At 70.1% G+C, this 11,668-nt stretch carries 12 protein-coding genes; 10 read left to right on the top strand and 2 right to left on the bottom strand.

Features of this window, described 5'->3' with window-relative positions:
• The first annotated feature begins 235 nt into the window (after nt 1–235).
• From tldD to BLS34_RS11300, 7 genes are all read left to right on the top strand, one after another.
• Nucleotides 236–1,666: a metalloprotease TldD gene (gene tldD, locus BLS34_RS11330; RefSeq protein WP_028796264.1), complete on the top strand. Its 1,431-nt coding sequence runs from the start codon at nt 236–238 to the stop codon at nt 1,664–1,666.
• Between the two features lie 291 nt (nt 1,667–1,957).
• The gene (locus BLS34_RS11325) at nt 1,958–2,281 is read left to right on the top strand and encodes a hypothetical protein (RefSeq protein WP_051245204.1); all 324 of its coding nucleotides are present in this window, start codon (nt 1,958–1,960) and stop codon (nt 2,279–2,281) included.
• A gap of 25 nt (nt 2,282–2,306) precedes the next feature.
• Entirely contained in the window at nt 2,307–3,764 is a 1,458-nt protein-coding gene (locus BLS34_RS11320) for a methyl-accepting chemotaxis protein (RefSeq protein WP_093150337.1), read from the top strand.
• Nucleotides 3,765–3,862: 98 nt separating this feature from the next.
• Nucleotides 3,863–4,888: an NAD(+) diphosphatase gene (nudC, locus tag BLS34_RS11315; RefSeq protein ID WP_093150526.1), complete on the top strand. Its 1,026-nt coding sequence runs from the start codon at nt 3,863–3,865 to the stop codon at nt 4,886–4,888.
• A gap of 301 nt (nt 4,889–5,189) precedes the next feature.
• The gene (ubiA, locus tag BLS34_RS11310) at nt 5,190–6,140 is read left to right on the top strand and encodes a 4-hydroxybenzoate octaprenyltransferase (RefSeq protein ID WP_093150334.1); all 951 of its coding nucleotides are present in this window, start codon (nt 5,190–5,192) and stop codon (nt 6,138–6,140) included.
• A gap of 5 nt (nt 6,141–6,145) precedes the next feature.
• Nucleotides 6,146–6,820 carry a class I SAM-dependent methyltransferase gene (locus BLS34_RS11305; protein ID WP_028796261.1) on the top strand — a complete coding sequence of 225 codons (675 nt, stop codon included), beginning with the start codon at nt 6,146–6,148 and terminating at the stop codon, nt 6,818–6,820.
• Nucleotides 6,821–6,946: 126 nt separating this feature from the next.
• Nucleotides 6,947–7,396: a cyclic nucleotide-binding domain-containing protein gene (locus BLS34_RS11300; RefSeq protein ID WP_093150332.1), complete on the top strand. Its 450-nt coding sequence runs from the start codon at nt 6,947–6,949 to the stop codon at nt 7,394–7,396.
• Here BLS34_RS11300 and BLS34_RS11295 read toward each other — a convergent pair.
• Nucleotides 7,389–8,123 carry a hypothetical protein gene (locus tag BLS34_RS11295; RefSeq protein ID WP_093150329.1) on the bottom strand — a complete coding sequence of 245 codons (735 nt, stop codon included), beginning with the start codon at nt 8,121–8,123 and terminating at the stop codon, nt 7,389–7,391. The genes BLS34_RS11300 and BLS34_RS11295 overlap by 8 nt on opposite strands.
• A gap of 87 nt (nt 8,124–8,210) precedes the next feature.
• On the opposite strand from BLS34_RS11295, the gene BLS34_RS11290 reads away from it, so the two are divergent.
• Genes BLS34_RS11290 through BLS34_RS11280 form a run of 3 tightly spaced genes read left to right on the top strand, consistent with a single transcriptional unit; the run spans nt 8,211 to nt 10,479 of the window.
• The gene (locus BLS34_RS11290) at nt 8,211–9,092 is read left to right on the top strand and encodes an alpha/beta fold hydrolase (protein ID WP_093150328.1); all 882 of its coding nucleotides are present in this window, start codon (nt 8,211–8,213) and stop codon (nt 9,090–9,092) included.
• A 4-nt stretch (nt 9,093–9,096) separates the two neighbouring features.
• Nucleotides 9,097–9,786 carry an RraA family protein gene (locus tag BLS34_RS11285; protein WP_175474192.1) on the top strand — a complete coding sequence of 230 codons (690 nt, stop codon included), beginning with the start codon at nt 9,097–9,099 and terminating at the stop codon, nt 9,784–9,786.
• Between the two features lie 33 nt (nt 9,787–9,819).
• Complete coding sequence (locus BLS34_RS11280) at nt 9,820–10,479, top strand: c-type cytochrome (protein ID WP_093150324.1); 660 nt, start codon at nt 9,820–9,822, stop codon at nt 10,477–10,479.
• A 275-nt stretch (nt 10,480–10,754) separates the two neighbouring features.
• Here BLS34_RS11280 and BLS34_RS11275 read toward each other — a convergent pair whose 3' ends face one another.
• A complete protein-coding gene (locus tag BLS34_RS11275) occupies nt 10,755–11,582 on the bottom strand; it encodes an enoyl-ACP reductase FabI (RefSeq protein WP_245565678.1) in 828 nt (275 codons plus the stop codon).
• Nucleotides 11,583–11,668: the final 86 nt, after the last annotated feature.

Raw genomic sequence — 11,668 nt, 5'->3', positions numbered from 1 at the left:
GCCCAGCCGTGCAACGCGACCCTTCAGCACACCGAACAAGGCTAAATGCCGGTCCGGTGACCCACAAGCGCGCGCGACGCGGCATTCGGTCGCGTAACCGCCGACTGCAGGCCGCGATCGGTCCCGGCGCCTCGGCCCTTCTCCTCGGCCCACCGGCCTCGACTTCCATGGGACGGACGCCTATGTGAAGCTGATCGACCGAATTAGACCCATTCTATCCCGATGGAGCCGCCCCGTGTCCAATCTGGCCCTCACTGACGAGCTGTTCTTCGACCGCGCCGGCCTGGACAAGGGCCGCACCCAGGACATCGTCGACGGTGCGCTGAACGGCGCCGACGACGGCGAACTGTTTCTGGAATACAGCCAGAGCGAAAGCCTCGCCTTCGACGACGGCCGACTGAAGACCGCCAGCTTCGACACCACCCAGGGCTTCGGTCTGCGCGCCATCGCCGGCGAGGCCCGCGGCTTCGCCCATGCCGCCGATTTGTCGGAGGACGCGATCAAGCGCGCCGCCGACACGGTGCGCGCGGTCCATGGCGGCCACAACGGCAAGATGGACCTGGGGCCGAAGGGCACCAACCGGGCGCTCTACACCGCCGAGAACCCGCTGCAGGGCTTCACCACCGAGGCGAAGATCGGCGTGCTGAAGGAGATCGACGCCTATGCCCGCGCGAAGGACCCGCGGGTGCGCCAGGTCACGGCCACACTGATGGGCTCCTGGCAGGCGGTGCAGATCCTGCGCGCCGGCGGCCAGCGCGTCGCCGACGTGCGCCCGCTGGTCCGGCTCAACGTGCAGGTCGTGGTCGGCGACGGCGACAAGATGGAGGCCGGCTATTACGGCTGCGGCGCCCGGATGAGCTTCGACAACTACGTCGACCCGGAGACCTGGCAGCACGCCACCGACGAGGCGTTGCGCGTGGCCCTGGTCAATCTCGGCGCGGTGGAGGCCCCGGCCGGCGAGATGGAGGTGGTGCTCGGCCCGGGCTGGCCCGGCGTCATGCTGCACGAGGCGGTCGGCCACGGTCTGGAGGGCGACTTCAACCGCAAGCTCACCTCGACCTATTCCGGCATGATCGGCCAGCGGGTCGCCGCCAAGGGCGTGACCGTCATCGATGACGGCACCCTGCCCGACCGCCGCGGCTCGATCACCGTGGACGACGAGGGCACCCCGTCGGCGCGCAACGTGCTGATCGAGGACGGCATCCTGGTCGGCTACATGCAGGACCGCCAGAACGCCCGGCTGATGGGCGTGCCCGCCACCGGCAACGGCCGCCGCCAGTCCCATGCCCATCACCCGATGCCGCGCATGACCAACACCTACATGGCCGCCGGCGACGCCGATCCGGAGGAGATCCTGAAGTCGGTGAAGCGCGGGCTCTACGCCGTGAATTTCGCCGGCGGCTCGGTCGACATCACGTCGGGCAAGTTCGTGTTCTCCATGAACGAGGCCTATCTGGTGGAGAACGGCAAGATCGGCCCGGCGGTCAAGGGCGCCACCCTGATCGGCAACGGCCCCGACGCCATGGGCAAGATCACCATGATCGGTAACGACATGAAGTTGGACGACGGGATCGGCACGTGCGGCAAGGACGGCCAGGGCGTGCCCGTGGGCGTCGGTCAGCCGACCCTGAAGATGACCATCGCCGTCGGCGGCACAGCCGCCTGATCAGCCCCGGCGGCACAGCCGCCTGATCAATCCCGGCGGCACGGCCGCCTGATCAATCCCGGCGGCACGGCCGCCCGATCAGCCCCGGCGGCACGGCTTCCTGGTCGACCTCCGGCGGCCCAAGAGTCCGGGCCGCCGGTCGTCTTTGCCGAGCACTTTTTCGGATCCGATGCCCAGTCGGAATCGTAAGACGTCTGCGATTTTACCTTAACTGCCCGTTAAATAGTTAACGGGTAGAGATAAGGCGCCATGCCGACGCAGCCGTCCTCGACACCCCGATCGGATCCGACCTTGCTGAACCTCCTCCCCGCAGCCCTCGCCGGGATCGCGATGCTCGCCGTCGCGGTGTTCGGCCTGCTCGCGCCATCGGCCGACACCGACGCCCGGGTCGCCGCGGTCTTCCCGCCGTGGTGGAGCGCACGCGACGTCATGGTCAGCCTGGCCGGAAGCGACACCGTCATCCTGCGCGAGGGCATCGCCCCCACGGTCCTGCTGCTTGCCAGCCCCACGCCCGGACTTCCCCAGCGCCTGCGCAGGGCCGGGGCTCTCCTGACCATCGATCCGACGGCCGCCGCCGGTTGCCTCGGGCTTTCCGCCGCAACCGCCCGCGGTTGATCCGCCGCCAAATCGGGACACTGCCATGTCAGACATTCTGAGCATTCGCCGCCGCGCCACCTTCGCGCTTTCGATGTTCATTCTCGCCCATGTGCCGGTGGTCGGCGCGACCGCCTTCCTGTTGGGCCGGGACGCGATCTGGCCGACCCTGGCGACCGCGGTCGCCGCGGCCATCGTGGTCGCTTTCGCCCGGCTGCAGCCCGATGCGCCGGCCACGCGATATCTGATCGCCGCGGTGATGATGGGGATCGTGTCGATGATGGTCGCCCTGTTCTGGGGCAATTCCTGGCAGATCGACATGCACATGTACTACTTCGCGGCCCTGGCGATCCTGGCGCCGATGGTGTGCACCGTGTCGATCCTGGTGGCGGCGGTGGTCGTGGCCGTGCATCACCTGACGCTCAGCTTCCTGCTGCCGGCGGCCGTGTTCCCGGACGACGCCTCGCTGGGCCGGGTCATCCTTCACGCCGTCATCGTGGTCATCGAGGCCGGCGCGCTGCTCTGGGTCACCCACAGCATCCAGCGTGCCTTCGACGCCTCGACGCGCGCCTTGAAGGAGGTCGAACTGGCTCAGGCCGAACAGGCCCGGCTGGCCGAGCAGACCCGAGAGCGCGACCGCCAGGCGGCCACCGAGAAGACCGCCGCCCTGGTGACCCTGTCCGACAGCCTGAAGCAGACCGTCGGCGGCATCGCCGACACCGTCGCCGCCGCCTCGGAGGAACTGAGCCGCACCGCGACCAGCCTGACCGAGACCACCGGCCGGGTCGGCGATCACGCCGGCACCGTCGCCCGCGACGCGACCGAGAACCAGGCCCGGGCCCAGGCGGCGGCCGATGCGCTCGACCGGGTCTCCCAGTCGATCGCCCGGATCACCGATCAGGTGAGCCTGTCGAGCCGGATCACCGGCGAGGCGGTACAGCGTGCCGCCGACACCGACCGCACCGTGGCCGGCCTCGCCCAGGCGACCGACCGCATCGGCGAGGTCCTGACCCTGATCCAGGACATCGCCGAGCAGACCAACCTGCTGGCGCTGAACGCCACGATCGAGGCCGCGCGCGCCGGCGACGCCGGCAAGGGCTTTGCGGTCGTCGCCTCGGAAGTGAAGAATCTGGCCGGCCAGACGGCCAAGGCGACGGAGACCATCGCCGGCGAGATCTCCTCGATCCAGGCGGAATCCCGCGGCGCGGTCGAGGCGATCCGCGGTATCGGCGAGACCGTCGGTCGGATCGACGAGGTCGCCCGCACCATCGCCGACGCCGTCGGCGAACAGGAGGCGACCGCCCGCGAACTCGGCGACGAGGTCGCGGCCATGTCCCAAAGCGCCACTCAGGCCGCCAGCGGCGTGACCGAGATGGCCGACCAGGCGCGCGACGGCAGCAAGGCCGCCTCCGACGTGCTCAGCGCCAGCCAGGACCTCGCCGTCAACGCCGACACCCTGCAGCGCGAGATCACCGAGTTCTGCGCCCGCGTGCGGGCCGGCTGACCCGGTCCCTCCGCCCTTCCCACATGCCGTCCGGCGAGAGGGCGGCATGTGGAAGGGCCCGTTGCCTCCTGACTCCAGCCGTGTACACTCGCGCCACCATGAGCCTGAATCCTCCCGGCACCGATCCCTCCGTGCCCGTCACCGACCTGATCACCAAACGCCCGAACGTCTACGGCTTCGGTGGTCTCGACCGTTCAGCCCATATCCGCGAGCGCGAAGGCTGGCTCGACGAGCTGCTGGAGCGGCCGGACACCGTGCTGGTTCCGGTCTGGCGCAGCCGTTCGCTGGTCGCCCCCGGCGACGCGCCGCGCGCCGGCATGCTGTCCGTGGCCGAGCACAGGGGACTGATGCGCTTCGCCAACATGTCCGCCTTCCTCGGCGAGTACGACGGTGTGGCCCATGTCGCCATCGACCTGTCGCCGCTGGAGGAGACCGACATCCTCAACATCCTGGCCGCCCACGGCGTGTTTCAGGACCTGCGCCAGATCGGCCCGCTGCTGAACCGGTTCGAGGGCTCGCTTCTGGCCTATGCCCGCGGGCTGATGTGGTGGCAACAGCGCCACCGGTTCTGCGGCGTCTGCGGATCCCCGACGGAGAATCGAAAAGGCGGGCACCAACTCACCTGCACCAACGCCGATTGCCGCGCACCGCATTTCCCGCGCACCGATCCGGCGGTGATCATGCTGGTGCATGACGGCGAGCGCTGCCTGCTCGGCCGCCAGAAGGTCTGGCCGGAGGGGATGTACTCGACCCTGGCCGGCTTCGTGGAGCCGGGCGAGACCCTGGAGGAGGCGGTGGCCCGCGAAGTCTGGGAGGAGAGCGGCATCCATGTCCGCGACGTGCGCTATCACTCCTCGCAGCCCTGGCCGTTCCCGTCCTCGCTGATGCTGGGCTTCCATGCCGAGGCGAAGTCGTTCGACATCGTGCGCAACGACGACGAGCTGGGCGACGCCCAGTTCTTCACCCTCGACCAGCTCGCCGATTTCGAGGCGCTCGGCAAGTTCCTGCCGCGCCGCGACAGCATCGCCCGGCGGCTGATCCAGGACTGGGTGGAAACCGTGCGCCCCGACCTGCTCGACGCGGTCGACAAGGTTCCGAGCGCGTATCCGGTGCGACCGAGCTGAGCTCGACGCTCGGGCTGCGGCAGCGGCTCCGTTCCTGACCCTCTCACATTGATCACTCCCCGGATTTATTCCGGGGCCTACTCCTGGATGCGCTTCACCTTTCGGGTTCGGGGCGGCGGATGGGTGGGCCCCGGAATAAATCCGGGGAGTGAATGGTGTCCGGGGAGTGAGCGGAGGAGGTGAGCGAAGGGGTCTCGGGAGTGCGTACGGGGCGGGCGTGCCGTGAGGCAAGACGCCCGACCCGCGATACCCCGCGCACGGGCGGTTTCGCGGCGCCACCAACTCGCGTATGACTGCCCGCATGAGCGGCAGCAATCTGAACCGGGATCTCACCGGCGCCAGCGACATCCCCCAGGGCAACTGGGTGGACCGGTGGCTGCCCGCGTCCTGGCGGCCCTATGCCCGGCTGGCCCGGCTCGACCGGCCGATCGGCACCTGGCTGCTGTACCTGCCCTGCCTGTGGGGCCTGGCGCTGGGCTGGCAGGCGATCGGCGCGCCCGCGGCGACGGCGCCGCTGCTGGAGATGCTGCGACTGGTCGTGCTGTTCACGGTCGGCGCCCTGGTGATGCGGGGCGCGGGCTGCACGGTCAACGACCTGTGGGACCGCAAGCTCGACCAGCAGGTGGCGCGGACCGCCGACCGGCCGATCGCCAGCGGTGCGATCTCGCCGCGCGCCGCCCTGGTCTTCCTCGCCGTCCAGCTGTCCATCGGCCTGGCGATCCTGCTGCAGCTCAACCAGCCGTCCTGGGCCATCGGGGCGGCGGTGCTGGTGCTGGTCTTCCTGTATCCGGCGGCCAAGCGGGTCACCGACTGGCCCCAGGCGGTGCTCGGCCTGACCTTCAACTGGGGCGCCCTGCTCGGCTTCGCGGCGGTGACGGGGACCATCTCCCCGGCATCCCTGCTGGCCTATGCCGCCGGGTTCTTCTGGACCCTGGGCTACGACACGATCTACGCCCATCAGGACAAGGAGGACGACGCCATCGTCGGCGTGCGCTCCTCGGCCCTGGCGCTGGGGCCGAAGACCAAGCCGGCGCTCGTGGGCTTCTACACGCTGACAATCGGCCTACTGGCGGCCAGCCTGTGGACCGCCGAGCTCGGACCCCTGGCCTATGCCGGACTGGCCCTGGCCGGACTGCATTTCGCCCGCCAGATCCGGGTCACCGACCTGGACGATCCGCAGGCCTGCCTGCGCACCTTCAAATCGAACCGCGACGCCGGCCTCCTGATCGCCCTTGCCATCGTGCTCGGCTAGACCGGATGGGCGATCCGTTCGCGTTCGTGCGAGCGAACACCCTGCTGAAACCGCCCAGCCTCGTGCCCGAGCTGAAGCTGCACCTGGCCGACAAGGCGGTGCCGCTGTGGGAGCTGACCGAGGAGGAGCTGGCGGAGAAGGACCTGCCGCCGCCCTACTGGGCCTTCGCCTGGGCCGGGGGGCAGGCCCTGGCACGCTACATCATCGACCATCCGGAAGTGGCGGCCGGCAAGCGGGTGCTGGACTTCGCCTCGGGCAGCGGCCTGGTCGGCGTCGCCGCCCTGTGGGTCTCGGCCGCCCATGTGGTCGCCAACGACATCGACGCCTTCGCCATCGCCGCGATCATCCTGAACGCCGAGGCCAACGGGGTCGCCGGCGGGCTGGAGACCGTGCGCCGCGACATGCTGGACGAGCCGACCCTGGCCGCCGATGGCGGGCCGCTGTTCGACCTCGTGCTGGCCGGGGACGTCTGCTACGAGCTGCCCATGTCGAACCGCACCATCGGCTGGCTGCGCCGCCACGCCGCGGCCGGCGCCACCGTGCTGATGGGCGATCCCGGCCGCAGCTACCTGCCGGAGAGCGGCCTGACCAAGCTCGCCGAGTACATGGTCCCGACCCCGCGCGATCTGGAGGACAGCGACCTGCGGCGCACCATCGTGTGGCGGGTCGAGTCGGCCTGAGCGGCTCACGCCCGGCTCACGGGACGGTGACACCAGCGGCGCCGAACGTGCGTTATCCCTGGCTCCGGCCGTCACCACCTCCATCGGACGATCTTCCGTTGGAGCAACCGGACGGGGAGAGAGCGGATGCGCAAGGGCAAAATCCTGGATCGCCGGGTCTACCGGCCGAGACAGACTCTGTTCCACGAGGGCGATCAGGCCTGGGCCGCCTTCCTGATCGAGAGCGGCGAGGTGGAGATCCTGCGCAGTGCGGGCGACCGCCACGAGGTCGTTCTGGCCACTGTGGGCGCCGGCGAGCTGATTGGCGAGATGGGGCTGATCGACAAGTGCCCGCGCAGCGCCACCGCCCGGTCGGTCGGGATGACCGTCGTCCAGGTGATCAACGAACAGAACTTCAGCCGCCTCCTGGCCAATGCCGAACCGGGACTGGTCGCCCTGCTCAAGGTGCTTTTGTGCCGGCTGCGGGCCTCCAATGAAACGGTCAGTGCCCAATCCTGCCTGATGGCCGAAAGCCGGCTGGTGGCGGAACGGTTCGACCGGGACGGCGACGACGAGATCCGGCCGACCGTCAACTGATCGGATCACCTCCGGCGCGACCGGGACGAAACGCCCCTGCCGCCAGCTTGGCCGTCAGCCGCTTGCGGCGCAGCAGCCCGGTGGGGCCGATATGGCCATGCAGCCAGCGCTCGAAGGACGCCGTGCTGCCGGCCTCGCGATGCAGGCGCTCCAGGACCTCGCGCTGGGTGAGGGCCGGAACCCGCCTGCCGGTCGCGGGCACGGCGGCGAGCGGCACCATCGCGCCGTCGAAGCTCAGGCATCCTCGCAGGGCGTTGTAGACCAGGGCCCGTGCCGGCGCCGGCCCGTCGGCGGTCACGATCTCCAGCGCCTGTTCCTCGCGGGCGTAGTTCACGCCCACCGCCTCGGTGGCGTCCATGCGCCGCATCGCCGCCGCGTCGAGCCAGGTGACCCAGAGCTCCGCCTCGGTGCCGGGGGCGGGGGCGAGGGTCGCCGGCACCGCGCCATAGCCCGCCATATGGGCGGCGTGGACCACGTCCAGGTCCCGGGCCACCAGCCGGGTGACCGGGATCGCCGTCTCCATGTGCTCGAACTTGCGCGCGAGCTGAAGCGGCGCGCGGTTGGAGCCCACGGCGATGACCGGAATCAGATGATCAGTCCGCAGGTCGGCCGGCAGCGGCTCGGCCCGGCCCCCGCGGAACAGGAACGGTTCCGGATGCGCCGCGTAGGGATAGTCCGTCGCCCGCGCCAGGGCCGCTTTCCGGCCGCCGCGCCGGTCTTCCGCCATTCGCTCCTCCCTGTTCGCGTCCATTCCCGTACTGGAACCCCGTGCCCAGACGTAGCATGGTTATTACCGGGATTGAGGGAGAGTGGCATGTTCGAAGGCTTCAGCACCGACCGGATCACCGTCGACGAGGCGGAGCTTCACGTCCGGATCGGCGGGTCGGGACCGCCGGTCCTGCTGCTGCATGGCTTTCCCCAGACCCATATGGCCTTCCACCAGCTCACCCCGCTGCTCGCCGACCGCTTCACGCTGGTGATCCCGGACACGCCCGGCTATGGCGCCTCGCGCGGCCCCGAGCCGAGCCCCGAGACCTTCTCCAAGCGCAATCTGGCCAAGCTCTGCGCCGGGCTGATGACCGCGCTCGGCCATGACAGCTTCCACCTGGCCGGGCACGACCGCGGCGGCCGGATCGCCTACCGCATGGCCCTGGACCTGCCGGAGCGGGTGCGCAGCTTCGCCGCCCTCGACATCTTGCCGACCCTGGAGAACTGGCGTCGCATGGACTGGCGCTCGGCCCTGGGCGGCTATCACTGGCTGCTGCTCGCCCAGGACGACCCGTTCCTGCGCCGGATGGTGGGGGCGGACGGCCCGGGCTATGTCCGTCACCTGATCGACCGCTGGGCCGGCCACCGCGACCGGCTCGACGATGCGGCGGTCCAGGCCTATTGCGACGCCTACCGCGATCCGGCCGTGGTCGACGCCATGTTCGCCGACTATCAGGCCGGGGCGACGGTGGATTTCGCCCTGGACGAGGCCTCGTTGGAAGCCGGCAGGCGTATCGCCTGCCCGACCCTGCTGGTCTGGGGGTCGCGCTACCTGAAGGAAAAGGACGAGCGGCATCTGGACGTCTGGCGCCGCTGGGCCGACGATGTGGAGGCCGTCGCCCTGGATTGCGGGCATTTCCTCGCCGAGGAGGAGCCCGCCGCCTGTGCCGAGGCGATGGCTGCCCTGTTCACCCGCGCGGAGACCTGACCGCATGCTCGAAGATCCTCCCATCCTCACCGTCCGCCGGAAGTTCCCTCGACCGAGCGAGGCCCAGCTCCGCCGCTTCCGCGGCGTCTACACCGCCCAGGTGGTGGACGCCATGGAAGGGCGGGGCGGCATGACCCCGGACATCAAGCCGCAGATCCCGCCGGCGGTGTCCATCGCCGCCCCGGTTCTGACCGCCTTCGCCCATCCGGCAGACAACCTGGCGCTCGCCGCCTGTCTGGACGTGCTGCAGAAGGGCGACGTGATCGTCTGCGCCGCCGACGGCTACCGCCAGACCGCGCTGACCGGCGATCTGCTGTGCGGGATGCTGCGCAATGCCGGCGCCATCGGTGTCGTCACCGACGGGGCGATCCGCGACCAGGACGGAGTCGAGGGTATGGGCCTGCCGGTGTGGCACGGCGGCGTCACCCCGAACTCGCCCGCCCGGGTCGGTCCCGGCACGGTCGGGCTCGACATCCTGTGCGGCGGCGTCGCGGTGTCCTCCGGCGATCTGGTGGTGGCCGACCGCGACGGCGTCGTCATCGTCCCCCACGACCGGATCGACGATGTCGCCGACCGGCTCGACCAGGTGCGCGCCGGCGAGGCGGCGATGGAGGCCAAGGTGCGCGCCGGACTTGCCCGGCCGGACTGGCTGGACAATGTTTTCGGGACGCCGAAGGTGCGCGAGGTCGACTGACGCGCGCCACGCGATAGGAGGCGGAGGCAGCCCATGCGCGATCCGAAAACCGCCCGTCGGGACCGACGGTCCCGCTTCGAGCAGCGGCTGCGCGGCCGCATCCCCAAGCCGCCCGGACGGGCGATCGATCCGGCCCGCGGTCAGGGCCGGTTTGCCGATGACGAGGACGACGCCCCCACTCCGGGACGCGGCGGCCTCGTCGGCGGCGTGGTGAACCGGCTTGGCCCCAAGGGCCGGTTCCTGGCCGCCGCGGTGGTCATCGGCGCCCTGATCACGGCCGGCGACCTGTTCTGGGAGCGCTACACCAATCAGACGGCGATCTCGGCCGACCACGCCAACGCGGCCCAGGTCGGCCTCGGCCACAGCCTGTACGATCAGCACTGCGCCTTCTGCCACGGCGCCGATCTGGTCGGGAAGCCGGGCTGGGACGGAGATTATCCGGATGGCGGGCGCCCACCGCTGCCCCTGGAGGGCACGGCGCCGATCTGGCGGCTCAGCGACCGCGACCTGTTCGACGTCATCAAGTTCGGCGGCCAGCCCTTCTCGCCGCCGAGCTACCGCAACGAGATGCCGGCCTTCGAAGCCGACCTGGCCGATGCCGACATCTGGGCGATCATCGCCTTCATCAAGTCGCGCTGGCCCGAGGACGTGCATACCCGGCAGAAGGAAGCCGCGGCGGAGCAGGGCTCATGACGCCTCCCACTCAAACGCGCCGTTTCTGTCCCTGTGACCGGACAAGCGATGGATCCGCCGGGGCACACATCCGGACGTCGGACTCGTTGCCCCGGCACAAGGCCGGGGAGTGCGGGATGTCGTGAGTGATTGCAAGCACCGCTCCCCTCTCTCGCCCAGCGTCTTCCCGGCCTCGAGCCGGGAGCCAGGGCGGGACCGATGGAGCGCTTGATCCAGACCCTTCGGCACGGGGGCGTCCGGAGCCGGGGAGACGGGAAGGAGGCGGACGAAAGCCCTCAGCCTTCGCCCTTGTTGCCCTCGCGACGGCTGGGATGCGGGATGGCGACCGAGTGGAACCCGCCATCCACATGCACGACCTCGCCGGTGACGCCGGAGGACAGGCGCGACAGCAGATACATGCCGGTACGACCGACCTCCTCCAGCGCGGCGTTGCGGCCGAGCGGGGCGGCGTTCTCGGAGAATCGGAAGGTGTAGCGCGCATCGGCGATCGCCGAGCCCGCCAGGGTACGCATCGGGCCGGCCGACAGGGCGTTGACGCGGATCCCGTCCGGTCCGAGATCGGCCGCCAGATAGCGCACGCTCGCCTCCAGCGCCGCCTTGGCCACGCCCATGACGTTATAGTTCGGCGTGCTGCGCTCGGCCCCGAGATACGACAGCGTCAGTAGGCTGCCGCCCTCGCTCATCAGCGGTGCGAGACGCTGGGCCAGGGCCGTGAACGAGTAGCAGGACACGTCCATCGTGTTGATGAAGTTGGTCCGGGACGTGTCGTAGTACTTGCCCTTCAGCTCCGCCTTGTCGGAATAGGCGACGGCATGCAGGGCGAAGTCGAGACCGCCCCAGCGGTCCTTGATCTGGGCCACGACGGCATCGAGCGACTCATGGTCGGTCACGTCGCACGGCAGCACGATATCCGCGCCGACCGACTCCGCGAGCGGTCTCACCCGCCGCTCGATGCTCTCGTTCTGATAGGTGAAGGCGAGCTCCGCGCCGTGTTCCGCGAGGGCGGCTGCGATCCCCCAGGCGATCGAGCGGTCATTGGCCACGCCGATGATGAGCCCGCGCTTGCCGGCCATGATCGGCTGGGGGGAGGGCGAATCTGACATCGGGCTCCTGTTCCTGAAATGCCCCGGCGGTGCGCCGGGATCGCGGAGTTTGCGTGGGCGGCGAACCGAACGGCGCCGCCCGGTTG

This window comes from Thalassobaculum litoreum DSM 18839 (genome assembly GCF_900102465.1).
In the GTDB taxonomy this organism is placed as follows: Bacteria; Pseudomonadota; Alphaproteobacteria; order Thalassobaculales; family Thalassobaculaceae; genus Thalassobaculum; species Thalassobaculum litoreum.
The sequence above is the reverse complement of the archived record's forward strand: the minus strand, read 5'-3'. Positions and strand labels throughout refer to the sequence as shown.

Bases quoted from the DNA above. Each gene is read 5' to 3' on its own strand.
- BLS34_RS11320 (WP_093150337.1), top strand. From the start codon at position 2,307: ATGTCAGACATTCTGAGCATTCGCCGCCGCGCCACCTTCGCGCTTTCG.
- nudC (WP_093150526.1), top strand. From the start codon at position 3,863: ATGAGCCTGAATCCTCCCGGCACCGATCCCTCCGTGCCCGTCACCGAC.
- ubiA (WP_093150334.1), top strand. From the start codon at position 5,190: ATGAGCGGCAGCAATCTGAACCGGGATCTCACCGGCGCCAGCGACATC.
- BLS34_RS11305 (WP_028796261.1), top strand. From the start codon at position 6,146: ATGGGCGATCCGTTCGCGTTCGTGCGAGCGAACACCCTGCTGAAACCG.
- BLS34_RS11300 (WP_093150332.1), top strand. From the start codon at position 6,947: ATGCGCAAGGGCAAAATCCTGGATCGCCGGGTCTACCGGCCGAGACAG.
- BLS34_RS11295 (WP_093150329.1), bottom strand. From the start codon at position 8,123: ATGGCGGAAGACCGGCGCGGCGGCCGGAAAGCGGCCCTGGCGCGGGCG.
- BLS34_RS11290 (WP_093150328.1), top strand. From the start codon at position 8,211: ATGTTCGAAGGCTTCAGCACCGACCGGATCACCGTCGACGAGGCGGAG.
- BLS34_RS11285 (WP_175474192.1), top strand. From the start codon at position 9,097: ATGCTCGAAGATCCTCCCATCCTCACCGTCCGCCGGAAGTTCCCTCGA.
- BLS34_RS11280 (WP_093150324.1), top strand. From the start codon at position 9,820: ATGCGCGATCCGAAAACCGCCCGTCGGGACCGACGGTCCCGCTTCGAG.
- BLS34_RS11275 (WP_245565678.1), bottom strand. From the start codon at position 11,582: ATGTCAGATTCGCCCTCCCCCCAGCCGATCATGGCCGGCAAGCGCGGG.